Raw genomic sequence first — 24,252 nt, 5'->3', positions numbered from 1 at the left:
CACTCATGACGACTCACGCCAAGAGTGCCGCCCTGTCCAACGTGGGCAAGATCCGCTCCAACAACCAAGACAGCGGGTACGCCGGCACGCAACTGTTCGTCGTGGCCGACGGCATGGGCGGGCACGCGGGCGGCGACGTGGCGTCGGCCATCGCGATCCGGCGGATCCGCGAGACGGACCGCGTCTACACCTCACCCGGCGACGCCGAGTTCGCGCTGCAGTCGTCGCTGATCGCGGCGAACCAGCTGTTGGCCGAGACGGTGTTCGAGCACCAGGAGCTCACCGGCATGGGCACGACCGTCAGCGCGATGCTGCGCGTCGGCGACAGCATGGCGGTCGCCCACATCGGCGACTCGCGCATCTACCTGTTCCGCGAGGGCGAACTCAGCCAGATCACCGCCGACCACACGTTCGTGCAGCGTCTGGTCGACAGCGGCCGCATCACGCCCGAAGAGGCCGCGGTGCACCCGAGACGCAGCGTGCTGATGCGCGTGCTCGGCGACGTCGACGCCGCGCCCGAGATCGACACGGCGACCCTGGGCACGCAACCCGGCGACCGCTGGTTGATCTGCTCGGACGGCCTCAGCAGCTACCTCGCCGAAGAGCGCATCAAGAAGGCGCTGGCCATGGGCCTCGACGCCGAGCAGACCGCCAAGCGCCTCGTGAAAGAGACCCTCGACCACGGCGCCCCCGACAACGTCACCGTCGTCATCGTCGACGTCGACGAGTCGGGCGACTCGGCCCTCGACGAACCCGTCACGGTCGGTTCGGCCGCCGCGCCCCTCAGCTTCGACAGCGACGCGGGACGCAAGCAGCTGCGCCTGCCGACGATCCTGCTGCACCCGCTCAAGGTCGCCACGACGCCGGAGGACAGCCACTTCGAGCCCGAGAGCGACGAGTACCTCGCCGAGCTCATCGCCGAAGACAAACGACGTCGCCGGCGCCGCCGCATCACCTGGCTGACCGCCCTGGTCGTGGCGGTCGCCGCGCTCGTGGCGGGCCTGCTGCTCACCTACCAGTGGACCCAAGACCACTACTACGTGGGCGAGGAGCGCGGCACCGTCGTCATCTACAAGGGCGTGCAACAGAGCCTCGGGCCGATCAGCCTGTCGAGCGTCTACGAGACGACCGACGTCCGGGTCGACGACCTGCCGAACTACACGCAGACCACCGTCGGGGACACCATCAACGCCGGCTCCCTCGCGGACGCCCGGGCGATCGTCGAGAGGTTGGCCGATGCCAGCAACCCCTGACGCACCGGGCGGCGACGCCACCGAGGTCATCGGACGCCCAGGAGGCGCGCGCGGGTCGTCCGCGAAGGCCTCGCGTCCCACGAACATGACGCAGGCGATCTCGTTGCGCCTGCGCGAACCCGCGCGGCTCCGCAACCTCGAGCTGCTCATGCTGCTGATCGCCTGCGGCGTGGCGGCCGGGGCGATGGTGCTCGTGCAGCTCGGGGCGACCGGCGAGGTCGACCCCACCGTGCTGATCGCCGGGTCGATGGTGCTCGGGCTCGCCCTGATCTTCCACGTGGTGCTGCGGGTCGTGGCCCGAGAGGCCGACCCGTTCGTCATGCCGATCGCCGTGACCCTCAACGGCATCGGCATCTCGATGATCTACCGCCTCGACCTGGCCGAGGGACGCGAGGGCTGGGCGGCGCTCGGCATCAAGCAGATGGTCTGGACCGTCCTCGCCATGGTCATCGCCCTCGGCGTGCTGCTGGTCATCCGCAACTACCGCGTGCTCTCGCGGTACCGCTACATCGCCATGTTCGTCTCGATCGTCCTGTTGCTGCTGCCGTTGCTGCCCGGCATCGGCCGCGAGGGCCTCAACGCCCGCGTGTGGATCGACATCGGCCCGTTCTCGTTCCAGCCGGGCGAGATCGCCAAGATCACGTTGGCGATCTTCTTCGCCGGCTACCTGGTCACCGCCCGCGACAACCTGTCGCTCATGGGGCCGAAGATCCTCGGGATGCGGTTCCCCCGGCCGCGTGACCTCGGGCCGATCCTGATCGTCTGGCTCGTGGCCATGGGCGTGCTGATCTTCCAGCGCGACCTCGGCACCTCGCTGCTGTACTTCGGGCTGTTCCTCGTCATGATCTACGTCGGCACCGGGCGCGCCAGCTGGATCATCCTCGGCCTCGGCCTCTTCGTCGGCGGCGCACTCGTCGCGAGCACGTTCCTCGGCTACGTGCAGGGGCGCTTCGCCGCCTGGCTGAACCCGTTCGCCCAGTCCGAGTACGACGCCGTCGGCGGGTCGTTCCAACTCGTGCAGGGCCTCTTCGGCCTGGCCAACGGCGGCCTGATCGGCACCGGTCTCGGCCAGGGCCGGCCCGAGACGACGCCCCTCGCCGAGAGCGACTACATCTTCGCGTCGCTCGGTGAAGAACTCGGCCTCGCCGGCCTCTTCGCGATCCTCGCCCTCTACCTGCTGCTGGTCTCGCGCGGCTTCCGCATCGGCTTCGTGGGGCAGGACGACTTCGGCCGCATGCTCGGCGTCGGCGTCGCCTTCGTCGTGGCCCTGCAGGTCTTCGTGGTCATGGGCGGCGTGACGCGCGTCATCCCGCTCACCGGCCTGACGGCCCCCTTCCTCGCCGCGGGCGGCTCCTCGCTCGTGGCCAACTGGATCATCGTGGCCCTGTTGCTGCGACTGTCCGACTCCGTCCGCGACCAACCGAGGCTGGTGATCGGCTGATGAACAAAGAACTCCGACGCGTGAGCTACGTGGTGCTCGCCATGTTCGTCGCGCTCTTCCTCTCGACGACGTACATCACGGCGTTCCAGGCGGACGCCCTCAACGCCGACTCCCGCAACTCCCGCGCCCTGCTCGAGAGCTACTCGGCACAGCGCGGCCCCATCCTGGTCGGCGGGCAGGCCGTCGCGCAGTCCACCCCGGTCGACGACCAGTACGAGTTCCAGCGCACCTACTCGCAGCCCGACCTCTACGCGCCCGTCACCGGCTACTACACGCTGGGTCAGGGTTCCCGCGGCATCGAGGACGCGATGAACCGTTACCTCACGGGCAACGCGAACTCGCAGTTCTTCGATCAGGTGAACTCGCTCCTGACCGGTCAGGACCCCGAGGGCGCCACGGTCAACCTGACGCTCGACCCCACGGTGCAACAGGCCGCCTACGACGCCCTCGGCTCGAACTCGGGTGCGGTCGTCGCGATGGATCCTCAGACCGGCAAGATCCTCGCGATGGTGTCGAAGCCCAGCTACGACCCGAACCCGCTCGCCAGCCACGACCGCCAGACCGTCACCGACGCCTACGACTCCCTGATCGCCGACCCCTCGGCACCGCTGCAGAACCGGGCCATCCAGGGCGACCTCTACGCACCCGGTTCGACGTTCAAGCTGATCACGACGGCCGCGGCGCTCGAGAGCGGCGACTACACGCCCGACAGCGAGTTCCCCAACCCGTCGACGCTGACGCTGCCCGGCACGACGACCGACATCAACAACGCCGAGGGCGGAAGCTGCGGTGGCGGCGAGACGGCGACCATCGCCACGGCGCTGCGGCTGTCGTGCAACATCCCCATGGCACAGCTCGGTCAGGCCCTCGGGGCCGAGGCCCTGCAAGAGCAGGCCGAGAAGTTCGGCTTCGGCGACGACTCGATCGGCATCCCCCAGGCCGTGACGCCGAGCCAGTTCCCGATCGAGGACTCGAAGGGCCAGGCGATCAACGACGCCACCCTCATGCTGCAGTCGTTCGGGCAGGGTTCCGACCGGGTGACCCCCCTGCAGATGGCCATGGTCTCGGCGGCCATCGCCAACGGCGGCACCGAGATGAACCCCACGTTGATCGAGAGCGTCCTCAACCCCGACCTGAGCCCGGTCGAGGACTTCTCCCCGTCCGAGTACGGCAAGCCCATCAGCTCCCAGACTGCGGCCACGATGACCGACATGATGGTGCAGGACGTCGCGAACGGTGCGGCGAGCAATGCAAGAATTGACGGCGTCGACGTCGCCGGCAAGACAGGGACGGCCGAGAACGGCCCCGGCGATCCGTACACCCTCTGGTTCACCGGGTTCGCACCCGCGGCGGACCCCGAGGTCGCGGTCGCCGTCGTCGTCGAGAACGGCGGCGGTCGAGGGCAGTCCGCATTCGGCAACAGTGTCGCGTCACCGATCGCGAAGAAAGTACTAGAGGCGGTGCTGAACAAATGAGACCATCCGGCGGAGTCACCTTCGGTGGGCGTTACCAGCTGTCGACCCGAGTCGCCATCGGCGGCATGGGCGAGGTGTGGGAAGCCACCGACCTCGTCATCGGCCGCACGGTCGCCATCAAGATCCTCAAGGACGAGTACCTCGGAGACCCCGGGTTCCTCGAGCGATTCCGTGCCGAGGCGCGCCACGCCGCGCTCGTCAACCACGAGGGCATCGCCAACGTCTTCGACTACGGCGAAGAAGAGGGCAGCGCCTACCTCGTGATGGAGCTCGTCCCCGGCGAGGCCATGTCGACCGTCCTCGAGCGCGATCGCGTCCTGCCCACCGACAAGGTGCTCGACATCGTCGCGCAGACGGCGTCCGCCCTGCAGGCCGCCCACGCCGCGGGGCTCGTCCACCGTGACATCAAGCCCGGCAACCTGCTCGTCACCCCCGACGGCCGCGTGAAGATCACCGACTTCGGCATCGCACGCATCGCCGACCAGGTGCCGTTGACGGCCACGGGCCAGGTCATGGGCACCGTCCAGTACCTGTCGCCCGAACAGGCCAGCGGCCACCCGGCGTCGCCGAGCACGGACATCTACTCGTTGGGCATCGTCGCCTACGAGGCGCTGGCCGGGCGCCGCCCCTTCACGGGCGAGTCGCAGGTCGCCATCGCCATGGCCCAGATCAACGAGCAGCCGCCGGACCTCCCCTCGACGGTGTCCGAGCCCGTGCGCCGTCTCGTCCTGTCGTGCATCGCCAAGAAGCCCGGCGAGCGTCCGGCCACCGCGTCGGCCCTCGCGCAGGCGGCTCGCGCGTTGCGTCGCGGCGACGTCGCCGCGGCCACGGTCGCCGTGCCGGCGATCGGTGCCGCGGCGAACACGCCCGTCGACGCCCCCACCCAGGCCTTCAACGCCCAGGACGCCACGACGCAGCTCTTCGACCCCCTCGCGACGCGGGCACAGAGCGCCGCGGGCGGGGCGGCCGCGGGCTACGTCGCGGGCTCGGCCGACCCCGACGCCCTGCGCGACGACGACGACCTCGACGAGAAGAAGAAGCGCAGCCCCTGGTTCTGGCCGCTCATCGTCCTCGCCGTGCTGGCGGTCGTCGCCCTCGTGGTCGGCATCGTGTTCGCCCAGGGCGACACCGACGACCCGGCTCCGGTGCCGACGACGTCCAGCGCGGCGCCGTCACCCAGTCGCACCTCGACGACGCCGACGCCCACGCCCTCGACGGTCACCGTCTCGTCGGGCGACTACGTGGGCCTGACCGAGGCCGCCGCCCGGGCGGCCCTCGAGGAGCTCGACCTGCAGGTCGACTCGGCGGACGCCGGGTCGAGCGCGCCGAGCCCCGACCAGGTCGGCACCGTCGCGAGCATCGACCCCACGGGAGTCCTCGAGAAGGGCTCTTCGGTCACGATCTACATCTACCGGGCCGCCCCGACGCCGGCCCAACCGTCGACGCCGACGGCGAGCCCGGGCGAGATCGAGGCCGGCGACAGCGCGGTGATCAGCTGGCCCGCCTACACGGGGTGCCCCACCGGCTACTCGCTGACGGGTTACTCGTACACGATCACCGGCGGTTCCGACACCTCGGGCCAGGCGGCCGGCGGTCTCGGTGCCAACGCGACGTCGCTGACGGTCACGGCCTCGACGGCCGGCAACCTCACGGTCAGCTACGTGGCGAACTGCGGCCAGATCGCTTCCGAGCCCTCGCCCGGCGTGACCGTCACGGTCACCGCCCCGCCGGCGACCGAGACCCCGGCTCCCGACCCCACCGACGACCCGCAGCAGTGAACCAGATCGTGACCCCGGACGCTCGTCCGGCCGGGGTCACGATGCACTGACAATCATCCCCGCGACCGAGGCCCGTACCCAGTCCGGGGGAGTCCGCCCCGGTACACTTGCTCCGACCGTGTCGCCAGACAGGGGTGGGTCGTTGGGAGAACAGGCGTGGCTGAAGGTGTGAGAGAGAGCATCCATCTCCTCGCCAACCGGTACCAGATCGGTGACCTGATCGGCCGCGGTGGCATGGCCGACGTCCACGTCGGCACCGACGCCCGACTCGGTCGCAAGATCGCCGTCAAGCTGATGAAGCCCAGCCTCGCGACCGATCCGGCCTTCCGGTCGCGCTTCCGGCAAGAGGCCCAGGCCGCGGCCCGCATGGCGCACCCGACCATCGTCCGCGTCTTCGACGCCGGCGAAGAGGTCGTCCGCGACAGCCGGGGCCTCGACGTGGTCGTGCCCTTCATCGTCATGGAGTACGTCGAGGGCCGCCTCCTCAAGGACATCGTCGCCGAGGGCCCGCTCGAGCCCGACGAGGCCGTCCGCATCACCGCGGGCGTGCTCACCGCCCTCGAGTACTCGCACCGCGCCGGCGTGGTCCACCGCGACATCAAGCCCGGCAACGTCATGCTGACCAACTCCGGCCAGGTCAAGGTCATGGACTTCGGCATCGCCCGAGCCATAAGCGACTCGGCCGCCACGGTCGCGCAGACCACGGCGATCCTCGGCACCGCGCAGTACTTCAGCCCCGAGCAGGCCCGGGGCGAGACGGTCGACGCACGCACCGACCTCTACTCGACCGGCGTCATGCTGTTCGAGTTGCTGACGGGCGAGCCGCCCTTCACGGGCGATTCCGCCGTGGCGGTCGCCTACCGTCACGTCAGCGAGCCCCCGGTCCCGCCGAGCACCGTGCGACGTGCCGTCAGCCCGGCACTCGACGCCGTCGTCCTGCACGCCCTCACCAAAGACCGCTTCGACCGCTTCCAGACGGCGGCCGAGTTCCGTGACGACCTCGAGGCCGCGGCCGCAGGGCGCGCGCCGGCACGGCGACCGCACGCCGTCGACGCCGGCTCCACGCTCTTCGGGGTCAACCCGCACGCCAGCGCCGGCAGCGAGGCCGCACTGAAAGAGCTCCAGTCCGACGACACCGGGCGACCGCAGCGCACCCAGACGCGACCCCCCGTGGCGTGGATCTGGGCGGGCATCGTCCTCGTCACCTTCGTCATCGTGGCCGTCGTGTTCTGGGTCGTCAACCTCACCCCGCCGACGGTCGACAATGCGCAGTCCTCCCGCATCCCCGACCTCGTCGGGGTCAGCTTCGAGACGGGGTCGGCCCGTCTCGACGACCTCGGCCTGACGGCCGTCCGGGCCGAGGCCACCAGTCAGACCGTCGACGCGGGCGACATCATCTCGACCGACCCGCAGCCCGGCACGTCGGTGCCCAAGCAGTTCGCCGTCACGGTGACGGTGTCGTCGGGGCCCGAGCTCACCTCCATGCCCGACGTCACCGACCAGACGGTCGACGCCGCGTGGCAGGCGATCACCGACGCCGGTCTCGAGCGTGGCCGCCAGCAGACCGACTACTCGCCCACGGTGCCCGAGGGCTCCGTCCTGTCCAGCGACCCCACGGCGGCCGCCCAGGTGGCCCTCGGCTCGAGCGTCGACCTCGTCGTCTCGAACGGCCTCGTGCAACTGCCCGACGTCACGCGCCAGCCGTCCCAAGAGGCGATCACGACCCTCCAGGACGAGCTGGGCCTGGTGGTCACCCCTCAGTCCGACCCCGGGTGCACGGGCGAGACCGTGTCGGGCATGAGCGTCCCGCCCGGCGACGTCGCGCAGGGTTCCGCGATCACCCTCCGCATCTGCACCGGCTGAGCCGGCCGGCCTCCGAGATCAGCCGAGGTCGACCAGCGGGTCGAGCCCCGTGGCCGTCTCGGCGGCGTCCGGCAGCCCGGCCACCGTCAGCCAGTTGCCCATCATCTGGTAGCCGCCCTGGGTGAGCACGGACTCGGGGTGGAACTGCACGCCGTAGAGCGGCGCGGACCGGTGGCGCAGGCCCATGATGACCCCGCCCACGGTCCGTGAGGTGACCTCGAGCGTCTCGGGGACCGTCTCGTCCACGACGGCCAGCGAGTGGTAGCGCGTGGCGGTGAAGGGCTGCGGCACGCGGTCGTAGAACGCGCTGTCGTCGTGCTCGACCTTCGACGTCTTGCCGTGCATCAGCTCGTCGGCGTGCGTGACCGTGGCCCCCAGGGCCTCGGCGATGGCCTGGTGGCCGAGGCAGACGCCCAACAGCGGCTTGTCCGCCGCCACCGCCGCGTGCACGACGTCGATCGAGACGCCGGCCGCCGCGGGCGTGCCCGGCCCGGGTGACAACAGGACGCCGTCGTACTCGGCGATGCGGTCGGCGGTCTCGGCCGCGTCGAACGCGTCGTTGCGGACGACGTCGGTCTCGGCCCCCAGCTGCTGGAGGTAGCCGTTCAGGGTGTAGACGAAGCTGTCGTAGTTGTCGAGGACGAGGATGCGCGTCATGGTTGCTCCACGGTGACGTCGGGTGCGGGCAGGAGTTCGTTCACGTACGGGAAGACCCACTCGACGAGGGCGAACAGCGCCGCCGCCACGAGGACGAGCACGAGCAGCAGCCGCACCCACCAGGGGCCGGGCAGCAGACGCCACAGGGCGGAGTACATCGTCAGCCTCCGATCCCGGCGGCCGCGAGCTCGGCGGGGGCGCCGGCCGTCAGCGGTTGCCACGAGTCGAACACGCCGTACGCGACGATGCGTTCTTGAGCGGTGAACATGGGGTTGCAGCTCGTCAGGGTGATGAGTCGGTCACCGGAGGCCGCCGAGACGTCAGGGGCGTCGGGCACGGGCTGGAGCACCGAGACCTGGGTCGCCGGCACGTACTGCAGGTTGCGGAACGAGTAGGTGAACCACCCGTCCTGCGTCTGGACGTACATCTTGTCGCCCTCTCGGAGGTCGGCGATCTTGTTGAAGGGTGCGCCGTAGGTCGTGCGGTGCGCGGCGATGCCGAAGTTGCCGACCTGCCCGGGCATCTGGGTCTCGTCGTAGTGGCCGATGCCGATCTTGTTCAGGGTGCGCACGGTGCTCGTGCCCCCCGCGATCGGCACGGCGTAGTCGGCGCCGAACCGCGGCACGTAGAAGTTCGCGAACTTCTCGGCCTCGGCCGGAGGCGTCCCCGCGGGCGGTTCGCCGTACGACCCCTCGGCGTCCGGGGCCGGTGCCTCGGTCGCGGACTGCGCGAACTGCTGGCTGAGCTGGGCCGCGTCTCCCTTGTACTCGTCGGCCACGACGAGGTCGTTGAACCACTGCTGCCACCCGATGAAGAGCAGCACGAGCACGCCGGCCGTGATCAAGAGCTCGCCGAGGACGCTGACGAAGGAGGCGCGGGGTCGTGGCCGCCGACTCGTGCGTCGTGCGCGCGGGGCGTCGCCCCCGTGGTCGGTCATGACTCGATCCTAGATGGGCTCCCGTCCCCCCGAGACGGTGCCCGCCTCTGTGGAGGACATGTGGAGAGGATGTGGAGAACTCCGCCGGGTGGTGACTCGACGCCACGGGCCTCCCAGGCCCGAAAAGCGGCCCACGGTACACTGTGCGCCATGGCCAAAGACACGAACTCCAGCACGAAGCCCGCCCGCACCGCAGAGGACGCGCCGAACCCCGTGTGGTTCAAGCCCGTCATGTTCGGCTTCATGCTGGTCGGGCTCGCCTGGATCGTGGTCTTCTACGTCAGCCAGAGCACGTTGCCCGTGGCGTCGCTCGGTTCGTGGAACATCGCGGTCGGCTTCGGCATCATGTTCATCGGCTTCCTGATGACCACGCGCTGGCGCTAGAACGCACCTTCGAACTTACACGCCTGTAACTATCCCCATTGTGGGAAACCCTGTGGATAACTTGTCTGTGGATAAGTCAGGCGCCCAGAGTTGTCGTCGGCCGACGAGAAGAGGCGGCTCCCCGATGGGGAGCCGCCTCTCGTCGTCCACGGAACGGACGGCGTCAGAGCAGTCCGACCAGTTGAGCTGATCTGGCCAGCAGCGCCGCGACCACGACGACCCCGATGGCGACGAGCACCGCGATCTGGACGGCGTGCTTGGACCGGTGACGCGTCTTCGAGAACAAGAACGCGATGGCCCCGCCGACGACGATGCCGCCGAGGTGCGCCTGCCACGCGATGCCCGGGATGATGAAGCCGATCGCCAGGTTGATGCCCACGAGCACCAGCAACTGGATGCTGCGGCCGCCGAGGCTGCGGGCGATGACGAAGAACGCGGCCATGAGGCCGAAGATGGCGCCCGACGCGCCCACGACGAGGCTGCCCGGTGCCAGCAGGGCCACGGCGGCCGAACCGCCGATGCCCGAGACGAAGTAGAGAGCCGCGAAGCGTCCACGTCCGAGCTGCCGTTCGAGCTCGGCCCCGAAGATGTACAGCGAGTACATGTTGAACAGGATGTGGAAGAAACTGCCGTGGACGAACATCGTCGTGACGGCCCGCCACGGCTGGCTGATCTCGAGCGGGGCGTAGAACGCCAGGCTCTGCGTCACGAGCCCGTTGCCTGCTCCGCCCGTCACCAGTTGCAACAGGAAGACCGCGACCGTCACGCCGATGATGCCGTACGTGACGACCGGCGAACCACGTCGGGAGGCGCTGCGGACGCGGGTGACCACCTGCGGTCGGAGGCGCGGTGCGTTGCCCCGCGCCTCCTTCACGCACTCCGGGCAGTGGACGCCCACGGCGGCGGGCGTCTGGCACTCACCGCAGATGGTGCGACCGCACCGCTGGCAGAGGACGAAGCTCTGCCGGTCGGGGTGCCGGTAGCAGTAGTTCGCCCGATCGTGCGGATCGGTCACCTAGACCTCGTCGATGGTGACGCTCTCGAGCACCACGTCGTCGATCGGCTTGTCGCGTGCGTCGGTCTTGACGGCCTCGATCGCGTCGACGACCTTCTTCGACTCGTCGTCGGCGACCTCGCCGAAGATGGTGTGCTTGCCCTGCAGCCACGGGGTGGGGACCGTCGTGATGAAGAACTGCGAACCGTTGGTGCCCTTGCCGCCGCGCGTGCCGGCGTTGGCCATGGCGAAGATGTAGGGGGCGTTGAAGTTCAGCTCGGGGTGGATCTCGTCGTCGAACTGGTAACCGGGGCCGCCGACGCCCTGGCCGAGCGGGTCGCCGCCCTGCAGCATGAAGTCCTTGATGATGCGGTGGAAGACGACACCGTCGTACAGCTTGTCGGTGCTGACCTTGCCCGTGGCGGGGTGGGTCCACTCTTTGGTGCCGGTGGCGAGGCCGACGAAGTTGGCGACGGTCTTCGGGGCGTGGTCGCCGAAGAGGTTCACCTTGATGGTGCCGTGGTTGGTCGTGAGGGTGGCGACAGCGGTGTGCGATGACATGTCGTCATTCTTCCACAGCGACCTCGGCGCGCCAGCGACTCCCCAGGTACCGTGCCGTGACCTGTCAGGAAGCTCCGTGCCACACTGGGACGGGCCAGCAACTCTGGCTCCACTGCCTACTCGTTGGAGGAACGTTCATGGCCCTGTCACGCAAGCAGAAGAAAGAACTCAAGAAGTTCAAGAAGCACGCTGCGGCGGTGTGGGGTGAGCAGCGCGGCGTGATCGACCACGCGGGCAAGGTGATCGGCGGTTACCGCGACGACGCCGTGAAGATCGCCAACAAGAAGGTCGTCCCCCAGATCAAGAGCGCGGTGGACTCGAACGTCCGACCCGTGGTCTCACAGGGGCTGTCGACGGGTTCGCACTACGCCTCGGTCGCGCAGGACCGCCTGAAGCACGACGTCTACCCCGCGTTCTCGTCGGCGCTCGGCAACCTCGACCTCGCGAACGACCCCCGGGTCAAGAAGGCCGTCAAGAACGCGAAGAAGCAGGGCAAGAAGGCCGCGTCGAAGTACGTCCCCCACCAGCAGAAGTCGGGCCCCGGCGTCGGCGGCATCCTGCTGATCGGCGTGGGCGTCGTCGCCCTCGGCGCCCTCGTCTTCGCGGCCGTGCAGACGCTCCGTGCCGACGACGAGCTCTGGGTCGCCGACGACGACGCCGACACCAAGGCCTAGTCACCCGCACCCGTTCGAAGGGCCCGCCTCCACCCGAGGCGGGCCCTTCGTCGTCTCCGACCCCCCGACCGACGCGCCCGTCGACCTCGACCTCGACCTCGACCTCGACCTCGACCTCGACCGAGCGTCGCACACCCGTCGGCGAAGCCGACACGGGCCCGGAGGGCCCCCGGACCAGCACGCCGCCCCTGCGCCGCAGGGGCGGCGGCGCAGAACAGGCACAGAACGAGAATCGCCCCCGCGAGCTGACGAAGCCAGCGAACAGGGGCGATGCGATCGAGTGGAGCCTGGGAGAATCGAACTCCCGACATCCTGCTTGCAAAGCAGGCGCTCTACCAACTGAGCTAAGGCCCCGACCCCCCGGTCACCGGGGGAACGAGCACGATCCGGCCCTCGCCGTCGGCACGAGCCGAGGTGAAGACGGGACCGGTACTGCGTGGGGCTAATAGGACTTGAACCTATGACCTCTTCGTTATCAGCGAAGCGCTCTAACCGCCTGAGCTATAGCCCCCGGACCGTCGTAAAGCCTACAGCACCACGACGGCGAACTCGAATCGGCGGGTCGCGCCGGCTCGAGCGGATGGATCAGTTGTTGGTGAAACCGACGAGCAGGCCGCCGGTGATGCGGACGCTCAGGTTGTAGAGGACGGCGATGATGGCCCCGAGGACCGTGCCGACGACGACGTTGAGGATGGCGACGACGATCGAGAAGAGCATGATCTGGCCGACGTTGAAGGTGTCCTGGATGGAGAAGTTCGAGTCGCCGAGGATGTCGCGGAGCAGGGCGTCGAGGTCGTCGAAGATGCCGGTCTGGTTCAGGATGGCCCAGATGAGGAAGGTGGCGACGACGGTGATGATGCCGATCGCGACCGAGATCAGGAAGGCCAGCTTCACGACCGACCAGAAGTCGATGTAGACGAGCTTCAGGCGGACCTGCTTGGTGCCGGACGGTCGTTTCGCCTTCTTCTGCAGTCTCTCGGCGACACTACTCATTGTTCGTTTCCTCTCCGGCGGTTCCGGTGGCCTCGTCGTCGGTCGACTCGGCGTCGACCGACGTGACGTCGGTCGTGGGGATCTCGTTGTCGGCGTCGTCGGACTCGACGGCCTCGACAGACACTACGGCCTCGGCCACGGCGTCCGCACTCTCGTCGACCTCGGCCGCGAGGTTGCGTTCGCTGTTGCGGGCCACGGCGATGATGCGGTCGTCGCTCGCGAAGCGGGCGAAGACGACGCCCATCGTGTCGCGGCCCTTGGCGGGCACCTCGGAGACGGCCGACCGGACCACCTTGCCTCCGGACAGGACCACGAGCACCTCGTCGTCCTCGCCGACGATCAGGGCGCCGGCGAGGTCGCCCCGCGCCTCCGCGAGCTTCGCGACCTTGATGCCGAGGCCGCCGCGGTTCTGGACGCGGTACTGGTCGGCGGCCGTGCGCTTGGCGTAGCCGCCCTCGGTGACGACGAACACGTAGCCCTCTTCTCCGACGACGGAGGCGCTGAGCAGCGTGTCGTCGTCGCGGAAGGTCATGCCCTTGACGCCGGAGGTCGACCGCCCCATGGGACGCAGCGAGTCGTTCGTGGCCGTGAAGCGCAGGGACATGCCGTGTCGCGAGACGAGCAGCAGGTCGTCGTGCTCGTCGACGAGCAGGGCCGAGACGAGCTCGTCGTCGTCACGCAGGTTGATGGCGATGATGCCGCCGGTGCGGTTCGTGTCGTACTCGGTGAGCGCCGTCTTCTTGATCAGGCCGTCGCGGGTGGCGAGCACCAGGTAGTCGGCGACCTCGTAGTCGCGGATGTCGAGCACCTGCGAGATCTGCTCGTCGGGCTGCAGGGCGAGCAGGTTGGCGACGTGCTGCCCCTTGGCGTCGCGACCGGCCTCTTGCAGCTCGTACGTCTTGGCGCGGTAGACGCGACCCTTGTTCGTGAGGAACAACAGCCAGTGGTGCGTCGTCGTGACGAAGAAGTGGTCGACGACGTCGTCGGCGCGCAGCTGGGCTCCGCGGACGCCTTTGCCCCCGCGGTGCTGGCTGCGGTAGTTGTCGCTCCGCGTGCGCTTGACGTACCCGCCACGCGTGATGGTGACGACCATCTCTTCTTCGGGGATGAGGTCCTCGACGCTCATGTCACCGTCGAAGCCGAACATGATCTCGGTGCGACGGTCGTCGCCGAACTTGTCGGTGATCTCGGCGAGCTCGTCGCTGACGATGGTGCGCTGCCGCTCGGGCTTGGCGAGGATGTCCTGGTAGTCGGCGATCTCGCGCTCGAGCTTGTCGGCGTCGTCCTGGATCTTCTGGCGCTCGAGGGCGGCCAGGCGACGCAGCTGCAGGTTGAGGATGGCCGAGGCCTGGATCTCGTCGACGTCGAGCAGGTCCATGAGGCCCGCGCGCGCCTCCTCGACGGTCGGCGACCGTCGGATGAGCGCGATGACCTCGTCGAGGGCGTCGAGCGCCTTGAGGTAGCCGCGCAGGATGTGCGCGTCGGCTTCGGCCTTCTTCAGGCGGAACTGCGTGCGTCGGACGATGACGTCGATCTGGTGGTCGACCCAGGCCGAGATGAAGCCGTCGAGGGCGAGGGTGCGCGGCACGCCGTCGACGATGGCGAGCATGTTCGCGCCGAAGTTCTCCTGCAGGCTGGTGTGCTTGTAGAGGTTGTTGAGCACGACCTTCGCGACGGCGTCGCGCTTGAGCACGATGACGAGCCGCTGACCGGTGCGGCCCGAGGTCTCGTCACGGATGTCGGCGATGCCGCCGATGCGTCCGTCCTTCACGAGCTCGGCGATCTTGATCGCGAGGTTGTCGGGGTTGACCTGGTACGGCAGCTCGGTCACGACGAGGCAGGTGCGGCCCTGGATCTCTTCGACGGCCACGACCGCACGCATGGTGATCGAGCCACGACCGGTGCGGTAGGCGTCCTGGATGCCCCGCACGCCGAGGATCTGCGCGCCGGTCGGGAAGTCCGGACCCTTGACGCGCTGCATGAGCGCCTCGAGCAGCTCTTCGCGCGTTGCCGTGGGGTTCTCGAGGTACCACTGGGCTCCGGAGGCCACCTCGCGGAGGTTGTGCGGGGGGATGTTCGTCGCCATGCCCACGGCGATGCCGACCGAACCGTTGACGAGCAGGTTCGGGAACCGGCTGGGCAGGATGGCCGGTTCGCGCGTGCGACCGTCGTAGTTGTCCTGGAAGTCGACGGTGTCCTCGTCGATGTCGCGCACCATCTCGAGCGCGAGCGGGGCCATCTTCGTCTCGGTGTACCGGGGGGCGGCGGCGCCGTCGTTGCCGGGCGAGCCGAAGTTGCCCTGACCGAGCGCGAGCGGGTAGCGGAGGCTCCACGGCTGGACGAGCCGGACGAGGGCGTCGTAGATCGCCGTGTCACCGTGCGGGTGGAACTGCCCCATGACGTCGCCGACGACGCGCGAGCACTTCGAGAACGCACGGTCGGGGCGGTAGCCGCCGTCGTACATGGCGTAGATCACGCGGCGGTGCACGGGCTTGAGGCCGTCGCGCACCTCGGGCAGGGCCCGCCCGACGATGACGCTCATCGCGTAGTCGAGGTACGACCGCTGCATCTCGAGCTGCAGGTCGACCTGCTCGATGCTGTCGCGCTTCGGCGCCGCGGCGAAGGTCTGGGCCCCCTCGGCGTCGGTGCCCTCGGGGGTGTCTGTCGGCTCGTCGGCCATGATTCTCCGTTTGTCGTGGTCTGCCCCGTGGTGCTCGTCGGGGCGCGGGCGTGCTCCGGATCAGCCGGAGGCGCGCATCAGATGTCGAGGAAGCGGACGTCTTTCGCGTTCTGCTGGATGAAGTTGCGGCGCGACTCGACGTTCTCGCCCATCAGCGTGTCGAAGATGGTGTCGGCGGCCACGGCGTCCTCGAGGGTCACCTGCAGCAGCGTGCGGGTGTCGGGGTCCATGGTGGTCTCCCACAGCTCTTTGTAATCCATCTCGCCGAGGCCCTTGTAGCGCTGGATCGCGTTCTCCTTCGGGATGCGCTTGCCGGCCGCACGACCCGAGACGAGCACCGCGTCGCGCTCGGCGTCGCTGTAGACGTACTCGTGGGCGGCGTTGCTCCACTTGAGCTTGTAGAGCGGCGGCTGGGCGAGGTAGACGTAGCCGAGGTCGATCAGCGGACGCATGTACCGGAACAGCAGGGTCAGCAGCAGCGTGGTGATGTGCTGGCCGTCGACGTCGGCGTCGGCCATCAGGACGATCTTGTGGTACCTCGCCTTGTCGGGGTCGAAGTCTTCTCCGATGTCGGCGCCGAAGGCCTTGATCATGGCCTGCACCTCGTTGTTGCCGAGGGCGCGGTCGAGGCGGGCCTTCTCGACGTTGAGGATCTTGCCCCGCAACGGCAGGATCGCCTGCGTCTCGGGGTTGCGGCCCTGGACGGCCGAACCACCGGCCGAGTCGCCCTCGACGATGAAGATCTCGCTGCGCGAGGGGTCCTTGCTCTGGCAGTCCTTGAGCTTGCCGGGCATGCCGTTCGACTCGAGCACGCCCTTGCGGCGGGTCTGCTCGCGCGCCTTGCGGGCGGCCAGGCGGGCCTGCGAGGCCAGGATGCCCTTGCGGACGATCTCGGCGGCCTGCTTCGGGTTGCGGTCGAACCAGTCGTTGAGCTGCGAGCCGGCGACCTTCTGCACGAACGACTTGGCCTCGGTGTTGCCGAGCTTGGTCTTGGTCTGACCCTCGAACTGCGGCTCGCCGAGCTTGATCGAGATGACGGCGGTCAGGCCCTCGCGGACGTCGTCGCCCGAGAGGTTGTCGTCCTTCTCCTTCAGCAGGTTCTTCTCGCGCGCGTAGCGGTTGATCAGCGTGGTGAGCGCGGCACGGAAGCCCTCTTCGTGGGTGCCGCCCTCGTGCGTGTTGATCGTGTTCGCGTAGGTGTGCACGCTCTCTTGGTACGAGGTGTTCCACTGCATGGCGACCTCGAGCGAGATCTTCTTCTCGGTGTCTTCCTGCTCGAAGGCGATGATGTCGTCGTGGACCGTCTCGACCTTCTTGGTCGTGTTGAGGTACTCGACGTAGTCGACGAGGCCCTTCTCGTAGTGGAAGACGTCGTGGCGGGGCTCGGCGTCGTCCTCTTGCACGCGCTCGTCGCTGAGCTCGATGCGCAGGCCCTTGTTGAGGAACGCCATCTGCTGGAAGCGGGTGCGGAGCGTCTCGTAGTCGAACTCGACGGTCTCGAAGATCTCGGCGTTGGGCCAGAAGGTGATCGTCGTGCCCGTGGTGTCGTCGTCCTCGCCCTTGGCCAGCGGTGCCACCGGCACGCCGTCCGTGAAGCTCTGGCGGTACACGGCGCCCTGTCGGCGGACCTCGACGTCGAGCTCGCTCGAGAGCGCGTTGACCACCGAGCTGCCGACGCCGTGCAGACCACCCGACACGGCGTAGCCGCCGCCGCCGAACTTGCCACCGGCGTGCAGGACGGTCAGGACGACCTCGACGGTCGACCGGCCCTCGATCGGGTGCACGTCGACGGGGATGCCCCGGCCGTTGTCGACGACGCGCACGCCGCCGTCCTCGCGCATCGTGATCTCGATGTGGTCGCAGTGGCCGGCGAGTGCCTCGTCGACCGAGTTGTCGACGATCTCGTAGACCAGGTGGTGGAGGCCACGGGGGCCGGTGGAGCCGATGTACATGCCGGGACGCTTGCGGACGGCCTCGAGACCCTCGAGGACCTGGATCGCACTGGCGCCGTAGGTGTCGTCGGGCTGGGCGTCGGTGGGATCAGCTGACATGTGCGTGGGGGCTCCTGCCGGACGGGACGAGTGTGCGCCGACCGGTCGCGACCGCTCTCTCAGCGGCCCTCGGACGACCTTCCGAGTCTACCGCAGGCCCGTCCGTCACGGGGCGAAATCCGCCCTCAGACGGATTTTCCCACCGCACTTGGACGATTCACCCCGGTCAACCGTAAGTATCGCGAGGGCCCCGCCCTGGAACCGATCTGGGGCCGCGTTTCCAGGTCGGGGCGTTGGGTGCCAAGAATCGCACCGACTGGATGCCCGCCTCGGGGTACCTCCGCACGATGGTCGTGGTGACCTGCGTGCGCATCAGTCGCAGCTGCGTCGCCCAGGCCGTCGAGTCGCACTGCACGGTCAACGTGCCGTCGTCGATCGACACCGGATCCGAGTGCGCGGCCAGCTCGGCGCCGACCATGTCGGGCCAGGCGGTCATCAGCTCGGACTGGGCCAGCGGGCTGTTCCAGCCCAGCTCGGTGGTGACGGCCGAGAGCACGTCGGCGATGCCGCGCGGTTCACGCCCCGTGCCGAAGGGCTGGCTCGGCGAGCCGAGCTTGATCGACTTGCGCTTCCGGGCGTCGCGCGAGCGCGAGTTGGGATCGCCGAACACGCGCCGGAACCTCAGGTAGACCCGCTGGGCCTCGCTGTCGGGCTGCGCCTCGGGCTCGGGAGGCGCGGGTGGCGTGGACGCCGGAGGCTGCGGTTCGTCGTCGACGCTCACCGCGCCTCCTCGGTGTCCGCCCCCGTCGGCGGCTCGCCGTCGCCGGCCGCGGCGCCGGCGGCGTCCGCCTCGTCGACGATGGTGCCCCGGGCGATGCGGACGGTGTGGGCCTTGAGGCGAGGGGGCACGTCGCCCTCGACCGCGGCCGTGATGAGCACCTGCTCGTAGTCGGCCACGGCGTCCGCGAGGCGTTCGCGGCGCGATCCGTCGAGTTCGGCGAAGACGTCGTCGAGGACGATGACCGGGTCGCCCGTCGGCGAGTCGACCCGGACGACCGCGGCGGAGGCCAGCTTGAGGGCGAGGGCGAACGACCACGACTCGCCGTGGCTGGCGTACCCGCGGGCCGGCAGGCCGTTGAGCGAGAGGAAGAGGTCGTCGCGGTGCGGACCGACGAGGGTCAGCCCACGGTCGAGCTCGGTCGGTCGGACGCGGGCGAGGGCCTGGCGGAACACCTCGGGCACGTCCTCGGCGGGGATGGACTCGGTCGGCACCTCGGCCGCCGTGGTCTCGTCGTCGGGGGTCGCACCCCGGATGCTCAGCACGGTCGACAGCCGCGCGGCGTGGTCCGCACCGGCCACCGCGGCGTAGGCCCGGGCGACCTCGGGTGCGAGGTCGGCGGCGAGCCGGTCGCGGGCGACGACGAGCTCGCTGCCGAGGGCGACGAGGCGCTCGTCCCAGATGTCGAGGGTGCCGAGCTGGGCGGCCTTGACCCCGGAGGCGCGGGCCGACTTCAAGAGCGTGTTGCGTTGCTTGAGCACCCGCTCGTAGTCCGTCTGGACGCCCGCGAAGCGGGGCGAGCGGGCCACCAGCAGTTCGTCGAGGAACCTCCGTCGGCCGGACGGTTCACCGCGGACGAGCGCGAGGTCTTCGGGGGCGAACAGGACGCTCGTGAAGTAGCGAGGCAGCTCGCGGGGCTTGATCGCCCCCCGGTTGACCTGTGCACGGTTCGGCGACGACCGGTTGATCTGCACCTCGGCGAGCAGCTCGCGGTCGTCGGCGAGCAACCGTGCCCGGACGACCGCCGAGTCGCGGCCCTGACGGATCAGGGCCGCGTCCGACGAGACCCGGTGGGAGCCGAGGCTCGAGAGGTACCCGAGGGACTCGACCAGGTTGGTCTTGCCCTGGCCGTTGCTGCCGACGAAGAGGTTCGGCCCGCGCGCGAGGCTGACTTCGGCAGACGTGTAGTTGCGGAAGTCGGTCAGGCTGAGATGCAGTACTCGCACGCGGGCCGGTGGAGGCGCTAGGCCTTCTTGACGGCGTGGCCGCCGAACTGGTTGCGGAGGGCGGCGACGGCCTTCATGGTCGGCGAGCCCTCGCCCTGGCGCGAGACGAACCGCGCGAAGATCGACGCGCTGATCGCCGGCATCGGGACGGCGTGGTTGATCGCCTCTTCGAGCGTCCAGCGGCCCTCGCCGCTGTCCTCGACGTAGCCCGAGATCTCGGCCAGCTTGGGGTCGGCCTCGAGGGCCAGCACCATGAGCTCGAGCAACCACGAGCGCACGACGGTGCCGCGCTGCCAGGCCTTGAAGGTGCCCGTGACGTCCTTGATGAGGTCGCTGCGGGCCTCGAGCAGCTCGTAGCCCTCGCCGTAGGCCTGCATGATCGCGTACTCGATGCCGTTGTGGACCATCTTGGCGTAGTGGCCGGCGCCGGTGTCGCCCGCGTGGACGAAGCCCTCTTCACGGGGGCCCTCGGGGCGGAGCGCGTCGAAGACCGGCTGTGCCATGGCGACGTTCTCGGCCGAACCGCCGACCATGAGGCCGTAACCGTTGTCCTTGCCCCAGACGCCGCCCGAGACGCCGGCGTCGACGTACTTGATGCCCTTGCCGCCGAGCAGCTTCTCGTTGGCGAAGTCGCTGGTGAACTTCGAGTTGCCGCCGTCGATGACGAGGTCGCCCTCGGAGAGCTCCTTCGAGAGCTCTTCGATGACGCCGGCGGTGATGTCGCCCGCGGGCACCATCACCCAGACGATGCGGGGGGCGGGCAGTGTGCTGGCGAGCTCGGCGAGGCTGGCGACGTCGGAGACGGCGGGGTTGGCGTCGTAACCGGTCACCTCGATGCCGCTGTCGCGCAGGCGGGCGCGCATGTTGTTGCCCATTTTGCCGAGACCGACGAGGCCGATGTGCATGAGGATCCTTTGTTCGTGGCGGTGGGGCCCGAGGGCGGCACCGTTGCGTGCAGAGCGCTCTTAGCGCAGGAGGAGGTTGGGCTGCAGCAGGTACTTGTAGCTGTCAGCCCCGGCCTGGTCCTTGGACGACTGACTGGTGATCAGCACGGGACCGGGCTTGTTCGGGTTCTCCGTCTTGGTGAAGGAGATGCGGACGAACTCGGAATGAACCGCTCCGAGTCCGTCGAGGAGGAACTGCGGCTTCAACGAGACAACCGTGTCCTCGCCCGTCAACAACGCATCGATCGACTCTGACGCCTGCGCTTGTTCGCTTCCGATGGCCTCGAGCGTGAGGCCGTCGATCGTGAACGTGAACCTGAGGGCCGCCTCGCGCTCGAGCACGAGCGAGACGCGGCGGACCGACTCGACGAGCTCGGCCGTGTTGATCACGGCGTAGTTCTCGACGGTGTCGGGGAAGAGACGCCTCACCGGGGGGAAGTTGCCCTTGATGAGCAACGAGGTGACGGTCTTGTTGTCGGCCTGGAACGCGATCAGCTCGCGTTCGTCGGATCCGGTGATCGAGACGGCGACGGTGCCGGCGTTGCCGAAGGTCTTGCCGACCTCCTGCAGGGTGCGGGCCGGGACGAGGGCCGTCGTGGTGGTGGTGCTCGCGACGGTGCCCGGGTCGAACTCGATGCCGCGGACGGCGACCCGGTAGCGGTCGGTGGCCACCAGCGAGAGGGCGTTCTCGGTGACCTCGAGCTGCACGCCGGTGATCACCGGGGTGACGTCGTCGCGCGAGGCGGCCACGGCCACCTGCGAGACGGCGAGGGCGAACGAGTCGCCGGGGACGACGCCCGAGCGGTCGCCGACCGTGGGCAGCGTGGGGTACTCCTCGACCGGCATGCTCAGCAGCGAGAAGTTCGCGGATCCGCAACTGACGGCGATGCGGTTCTCGTCCGTCGAGAAGGTGACGGGTGCGTTCGGCAGGCGGCTGGCGATGTCGGCCAGGAGGCGCCCCGACACGAGGATGGTGCCCGGTTCGTCGATCTCGGCCGGGATGCTGGTCTGGGCCGAGACCTCGTAGTCGAAGGACGAGAGCGTGAGGCCGTCGGCGTCCGCCTCGATGAGCACGCCGCTCAGGATCGGCAGGGTGGTGCGTTGCGGCAGCAGCTTGACGGCGAAGGAGACCGCATCGCTGAAGACGTCACGGTTGACCTGGAACTTCACGCGGGGACCCCTATCGACTTCGCACTCGTGGACGGCCGCTCAATACTGGCACAGCATCGGCCTCCGCCCTTCCGGGAGGGCGAAGCCGGGGTCCGAGGGCCTCGGACGATCCACAAGGTTGTCCCTCGATCAATTTCTTGTAACCAGGATTAACAGTCTTAACCGTTGTGCACAGTGTGGATAACCTGTTTAAAACCCCGTGGCTCGGGCGAACTACACGCGTGTGACTTGTGGACGGCGTGTGGAACCGAATGACAAGAACCGTCGTGCTCCCGACCTCGCCCCGAGGGGGATCCCACAGGTGCGACGGATCCCTGAACAGCGCCGAGGCGGTTATCCACGAGTTTCCACAAGTTATCCACACTGTGTGGAACGCGCCTCCCCCAGGCCCTCCAGGAGGCGCGAGGCACCCCCGAGGACGACGAACGGGCGCCGACACGTGGTCGGCGCCCGGACGGCCGTGTCGTGGCGGACGGGCCGACCTGGCCCGTCGACCGCTCACTTGTAGCGGGTGTCCTGCTTGATGCGACTGGTCAGCTCGGTCACCTGGTTGTAGATCGAGCGACGCTCCTTCATGAGTTCGCTGATCTTCTTGTTCGCGTACATGACCGTCGTGTGGTCCCGGTTGCCGAAGAGCTGGCCGATCTTGGGCAGCGAGAGGCTGGTGAGCTCTCGGCAGAGGTACATGGCGATCTGGCGGGCCGTGGCGATCGCCTGCGAGCGGGACGACCCGTAGAGGTCGTCGACCGTGAGCTTGAAGTAGTCCGCCGTGTGGTTGATGATGTCGACCGGCGCGATGATGTTGTCCTCGTCGAGCGTGATGAGGTCCTTCAGCACGGTCTGGACGAGGGCGAGGTCGACGGCCGTCCGGTTGAGGCTCGCGAAGGCCGTCACCCTGATCAGGGTGCCCTCGAGCTCGCGGATGTTGCTCGACACCTTCGTCGCGATGAACTCGAGGACCTCGTCGCGGATCTGCAGCTTCTCGCTCTGCGCCTTCTTGCGCAGGATGGCGATGCGCGTCTCGAGGTCGGGAGCCTGCACGTCGGTGATGAGGCCCCACTCGAAGCGCGACCGCATGCGGTCCTCGAAGCCCGTGAGGTGCTTCGGCGGCAGGTCGCTGGTGATGACGAGCTGCTTGTCGTGATCGTGCAGGGTGTTGAAGGTGTGGAAGAAGGCCTCCTGGGTGCTGTCCTTGCCCTGGAGGAACTGGATGTCGTCGATCAGCAGGATGTCGATCTCGCGGTACCTCTGCTGGAAGAGGCTGGAGCGGTTGTTCGCGATCGAGTTGATGAAGTCGTTCGTGAACTCCTCGCTGCTGACATAGCGGACGCGGATGCCCGGGTACATCGTCTCGGCGTAGTGGCCGATGGCGTGCAGCAGGTGGGTCTTGCCGAGCCCCGACTCGCCGTAGACGAAGAGCGGGTTGTACGCCTTGGCCGGGGCCTCGGCGACCGCGACCGCTGCCGCGTGGGCGAAGCGGTTCGAGGCACCGATGACGAAGTTGTCGAAGCTGTACTTCGGGTTCAGGCGCGAGTCGTTGCGCTTGCCGCCGGCGGTCGACTCGACCGGGGCCGGGACGAAGGGAGCCTCGATGTAGTGGACCGGCTCGGACTGCTCGACCTGCTGGGTGAGGGTGTCGGGGGTGATGTCGGGGTTGACGGTGATGGCGAAGCTCGAGACCGACGTGTCGCCGAGCCCCGCGATCGACTCGAGCAGGGGCTCACGGATCCGTTGCTCGAGCATGCCGCGCGTCAGGTCGTTGGGCACCTCGAGGTAGAGGGTCCCGCCGAGGACGCCCTTCGGTTCGACCAGGCTGATGAAGCCGTGCAGCTGAGGCGTGATGCGGTCGTCCGTCGTCAGCGTCGCGAGGACGGAACGCCACAGGTCCTGGACCGGGTCGACGGTGTGCGCCACTGGGAGTCTCTTTCTCGCGGTGCGGGCGTCGGACTGGTCCGAGTGCCCCCGCGTGCCGCGTGCGGGTCGCGTTCAGCCGCTGGTGTTCGAAGGGTACGAGTGCGGGAGGAGTTGTCCACAGCTTTCTCCACCGATCGGTTGGCGCCGTTCGGGCCGGGAGTGCTGCGTCTTCCCCGTCGTCACGCGGATGCACCGCGAGAAGTACCCACCTTAGTTCGCCAGGGTGTGGACTCCGCAACAGGAGTTTTCAACAGTGTGGACAAGTGCCTCCGAGGCTGCCGTTTGACCAGGGCTCCGATCACGCGTACTTTTAATCAGTTGATTTCAGCCGCGTTGGCTGTACAAGACTTCTCGGATCGTGGCAACAGGCCTGGTCCGCTTTCCTGGAGGACCCCCATGAGCAAGAGAACGTTCCAGCCGAACAACCGTCGTCGCGCCAAGAAGCACGGCTTCCGCGCCCGCATGCGCACCCGCGCCGGCCGTGCCATCCTCGCGGCCCGCCGTGGCAAGGGCCGCACCGAGCTCTCGGCGTAGCCACC

21 protein-coding genes and 2 tRNA genes are annotated in these 24,252 nt (G+C 68.6%); 8 read left to right on the top strand and 15 right to left on the bottom strand.

Annotated features, from left to right (window positions below):
- Window positions 1-5: 5 nt before the first annotated feature.
- The 5 genes from ABID81_RS06495 (at window position 6) to pknB (ending at window position 7,810) form a co-directional block, all read left to right on the top strand.
- Window positions 6-1,253 (top strand): PP2C family protein-serine/threonine phosphatase, encoded by a 1,248-nt coding sequence (locus ABID81_RS06495; protein WP_354593996.1) that lies wholly within the window; start codon window positions 6-8, stop codon window positions 1,251-1,253.
- Window positions 1,254-1,338: 85 nt separating this feature from the next.
- The gene (locus ABID81_RS06490; RefSeq protein WP_354594097.1) at window positions 1,339-2,694 is read left to right on the top strand and encodes an FtsW/RodA/SpoVE family cell cycle protein; all 1,356 of its coding nucleotides are present in this window, start codon (window positions 1,339-1,341) and stop codon (window positions 2,692-2,694) included.
- Window positions 2,694-4,169, top strand: coding sequence for a peptidoglycan D,D-transpeptidase FtsI family protein (locus ABID81_RS06485; RefSeq protein WP_354593995.1), 1,476 nt, complete (start codon window positions 2,694-2,696; stop codon window positions 4,167-4,169). Before ABID81_RS06490 ends, ABID81_RS06485 begins: the two co-directional genes overlap by 1 nt.
- A complete protein-coding gene (locus ABID81_RS06480) occupies window positions 4,166-5,947 on the top strand; it encodes a serine/threonine-protein kinase (protein WP_354593994.1) in 1,782 nt (593 codons plus the stop codon). The genes ABID81_RS06485 and ABID81_RS06480 overlap by 4 nt, the downstream gene beginning before the upstream one ends.
- A gap of 156 nt (window positions 5,948-6,103) precedes the next feature.
- Entirely contained in the window at window positions 6,104-7,810 is a 1,707-nt protein-coding gene (gene pknB / locus ABID81_RS06475; RefSeq protein ID WP_354593993.1) for a Stk1 family PASTA domain-containing Ser/Thr kinase, read from the top strand.
- Window positions 7,811-7,828: 18 nt separating this feature from the next.
- Here the strand turns inward: pknB and ABID81_RS06470 are convergent, their stop codons facing one another.
- Genes ABID81_RS06470 through ABID81_RS06460 form a run of 3 tightly spaced genes read right to left on the bottom strand, consistent with a single transcriptional unit; the run spans window position 7,829 to window position 9,404 of the window.
- On the bottom strand, window positions 7,829-8,467 hold the full coding sequence (locus tag ABID81_RS06470; protein ID WP_354593992.1) for an anthranilate synthase component II: 639 nt from the start codon (window positions 8,465-8,467) through the stop codon (window positions 7,829-7,831).
- On the bottom strand, window positions 8,464-8,625 hold the full coding sequence (locus ABID81_RS06465) for a hypothetical protein (protein ID WP_354593991.1): 162 nt from the start codon (window positions 8,623-8,625) through the stop codon (window positions 8,464-8,466). Before ABID81_RS06465 ends, ABID81_RS06470 begins: the two co-directional genes overlap by 4 nt.
- 2 nt (window positions 8,626-8,627) lie before the next feature.
- The gene (locus ABID81_RS06460; RefSeq protein WP_354593990.1) at window positions 8,628-9,404 is read right to left on the bottom strand and encodes a class E sortase; all 777 of its coding nucleotides are present in this window, start codon (window positions 9,402-9,404) and stop codon (window positions 8,628-8,630) included.
- A gap of 69 nt (window positions 9,405-9,473) precedes the next feature.
- Between ABID81_RS06460 and ABID81_RS06455 the strand changes: the two genes are divergently transcribed.
- Complete coding sequence (locus ABID81_RS06455) at window positions 9,474-9,788, top strand: cell division protein CrgA (protein WP_354593989.1); 315 nt, start codon at window positions 9,474-9,476, stop codon at window positions 9,786-9,788.
- A gap of 163 nt (window positions 9,789-9,951) precedes the next feature.
- Here the strand turns inward: ABID81_RS06455 and ABID81_RS06450 are convergent, their stop codons facing one another.
- Window positions 9,952-10,803, bottom strand: coding sequence for a rhomboid family intramembrane serine protease (locus ABID81_RS06450; protein ID WP_354593988.1), 852 nt, complete (start codon window positions 10,801-10,803; stop codon window positions 9,952-9,954).
- Entirely contained in the window at window positions 10,804-11,343 is a 540-nt protein-coding gene (locus ABID81_RS06445; RefSeq protein WP_354593987.1) for a peptidylprolyl isomerase, read from the bottom strand.
- Window positions 11,344-11,480: 137 nt separating this feature from the next.
- Between ABID81_RS06445 and ABID81_RS06440 the strand changes: the two genes are divergently transcribed.
- A complete protein-coding gene (locus ABID81_RS06440; protein WP_354593986.1) occupies window positions 11,481-12,017 on the top strand; it encodes a hypothetical protein in 537 nt (178 codons plus the stop codon).
- Between the two features lie 281 nt (window positions 12,018-12,298).
- On the opposite strand, the gene ABID81_RS06435 is transcribed toward ABID81_RS06440, so the two are convergent.
- From ABID81_RS06435 to dnaA, 10 genes are all read right to left on the bottom strand, one after another.
- Window positions 12,299-12,371: transfer RNA gene (locus ABID81_RS06435), tRNA-Ala, on the bottom strand.
- 83 nt (window positions 12,372-12,454) lie between these two features.
- Window positions 12,455-12,528, bottom strand: a tRNA-Ile gene (locus ABID81_RS06430).
- Window positions 12,529-12,602: 74 nt separating this feature from the next.
- Window positions 12,603-13,010 (bottom strand): DUF3566 domain-containing protein, encoded by a 408-nt coding sequence (locus ABID81_RS06425; RefSeq protein ID WP_354593985.1) that lies wholly within the window; start codon window positions 13,008-13,010, stop codon window positions 12,603-12,605.
- Window positions 13,003-15,690, bottom strand: a complete 2,688-nt coding sequence (gyrA, locus tag ABID81_RS06420; RefSeq protein ID WP_354593984.1) for a DNA gyrase subunit A — start codon at window positions 15,688-15,690, stop codon at window positions 13,003-13,005. The genes ABID81_RS06425 and gyrA overlap by 8 nt, the downstream gene beginning before the upstream one ends.
- A gap of 77 nt (window positions 15,691-15,767) precedes the next feature.
- Entirely contained in the window at window positions 15,768-17,741 is a 1,974-nt protein-coding gene (gyrB, locus tag ABID81_RS06415) for a DNA topoisomerase (ATP-hydrolyzing) subunit B (RefSeq protein WP_354593983.1), read from the bottom strand.
- Window positions 17,742-17,907: 166 nt separating this feature from the next.
- A complete protein-coding gene (locus tag ABID81_RS06410) occupies window positions 17,908-18,462 on the bottom strand; it encodes a DciA family protein (protein WP_354593982.1) in 555 nt (184 codons plus the stop codon).
- Complete coding sequence (gene recF, locus ABID81_RS06405) at window positions 18,459-19,685, bottom strand: DNA replication/repair protein RecF (protein WP_354593981.1); 1,227 nt, start codon at window positions 19,683-19,685, stop codon at window positions 18,459-18,461. The genes ABID81_RS06410 and recF overlap by 4 nt, the downstream gene beginning before the upstream one ends.
- A gap of 17 nt (window positions 19,686-19,702) precedes the next feature.
- A complete protein-coding gene (gnd, locus tag ABID81_RS06400) occupies window positions 19,703-20,590 on the bottom strand; it encodes a phosphogluconate dehydrogenase (NAD(+)-dependent, decarboxylating) (RefSeq protein WP_354593980.1) in 888 nt (295 codons plus the stop codon).
- A gap of 60 nt (window positions 20,591-20,650) precedes the next feature.
- Window positions 20,651-21,799 carry a DNA polymerase III subunit beta gene (dnaN, locus tag ABID81_RS06395; protein ID WP_354593979.1) on the bottom strand — a complete coding sequence of 383 codons (1,149 nt, stop codon included), beginning with the start codon at window positions 21,797-21,799 and terminating at the stop codon, window positions 20,651-20,653.
- A 498-nt stretch (window positions 21,800-22,297) separates the two neighbouring features.
- Window positions 22,298-23,713 carry a chromosomal replication initiator protein DnaA gene (gene dnaA / locus ABID81_RS06390; protein ID WP_354593978.1) on the bottom strand — a complete coding sequence of 472 codons (1,416 nt, stop codon included), beginning with the start codon at window positions 23,711-23,713 and terminating at the stop codon, window positions 22,298-22,300.
- Between the two features lie 396 nt (window positions 23,714-24,109).
- On the opposite strand from dnaA, the gene rpmH reads away from it, so the two are divergent.
- Window positions 24,110-24,247: a 50S ribosomal protein L34 gene (gene rpmH, locus ABID81_RS06385; protein ID WP_043595303.1), complete on the top strand. Its 138-nt coding sequence runs from the start codon at window positions 24,110-24,112 to the stop codon at window positions 24,245-24,247.
- Window positions 24,248-24,252: the final 5 nt, after the last annotated feature.

The sequence above is a fragment of the Frigoribacterium sp. PvP054 genome (assembly GCF_040547465.1).
In the GTDB taxonomy this organism is placed as follows: Bacteria; Actinomycetota; Actinomycetes; order Actinomycetales; family Microbacteriaceae; genus Frigoribacterium.
The sequence above is the reverse complement of the archived record's forward strand: the minus strand, read 5'-3'. Positions and strand labels throughout refer to the sequence as shown.

What these genes read in the sequence shown, in the direction of transcription:
- ABID81_RS06495 (WP_354593996.1), top strand. Translation starts at nt 6, where the DNA reads ATGACGACTCACGCCAAGAGTGCCGCCCTGTCCAACGTGGGCAAGATC.
- ABID81_RS06490 (WP_354594097.1), top strand. Translation starts at nt 1,339, where the DNA reads ATGACGCAGGCGATCTCGTTGCGCCTGCGCGAACCCGCGCGGCTCCGC.
- ABID81_RS06485 (WP_354593995.1), top strand. Translation starts at nt 2,694, where the DNA reads ATGAACAAAGAACTCCGACGCGTGAGCTACGTGGTGCTCGCCATGTTC.
- ABID81_RS06480 (WP_354593994.1), top strand. Translation starts at nt 4,166, where the DNA reads ATGAGACCATCCGGCGGAGTCACCTTCGGTGGGCGTTACCAGCTGTCG.
- ABID81_RS06470 (WP_354593992.1), bottom strand. Translation starts at nt 8,467, where the DNA reads ATGACGCGCATCCTCGTCCTCGACAACTACGACAGCTTCGTCTACACC.
- ABID81_RS06465 (WP_354593991.1), bottom strand. Translation starts at nt 8,625, where the DNA reads ATGTACTCCGCCCTGTGGCGTCTGCTGCCCGGCCCCTGGTGGGTGCGG.
- ABID81_RS06460 (WP_354593990.1), bottom strand. Translation starts at nt 9,404, where the DNA reads ATGACCGACCACGGGGGCGACGCCCCGCGCGCACGACGCACGAGTCGG.
- ABID81_RS06455 (WP_354593989.1), top strand. Translation starts at nt 9,474, where the DNA reads ATGTGGAGAACTCCGCCGGGTGGTGACTCGACGCCACGGGCCTCCCAG.
- ABID81_RS06445 (WP_354593987.1), bottom strand. Translation starts at nt 11,343, where the DNA reads ATGTCATCGCACACCGCTGTCGCCACCCTCACGACCAACCACGGCACC.
- ABID81_RS06440 (WP_354593986.1), top strand. Translation starts at nt 11,481, where the DNA reads ATGGCCCTGTCACGCAAGCAGAAGAAAGAACTCAAGAAGTTCAAGAAG.
- ABID81_RS06425 (WP_354593985.1), bottom strand. Translation starts at nt 13,010, where the DNA reads ATGAGTAGTGTCGCCGAGAGACTGCAGAAGAAGGCGAAACGACCGTCC.
- gyrA (WP_354593984.1), bottom strand. Translation starts at nt 15,690, where the DNA reads ATGGCCGACGAGCCGACAGACACCCCCGAGGGCACCGACGCCGAGGGG.
- gyrB (WP_354593983.1), bottom strand. Translation starts at nt 17,741, where the DNA reads ATGTCAGCTGATCCCACCGACGCCCAGCCCGACGACACCTACGGCGCC.
- gnd (WP_354593980.1), bottom strand. Translation starts at nt 20,590, where the DNA reads ATGCACATCGGCCTCGTCGGTCTCGGCAAAATGGGCAACAACATGCGC.
- rpmH (WP_043595303.1), top strand. Translation starts at nt 24,110, where the DNA reads ATGAGCAAGAGAACGTTCCAGCCGAACAACCGTCGTCGCGCCAAGAAG.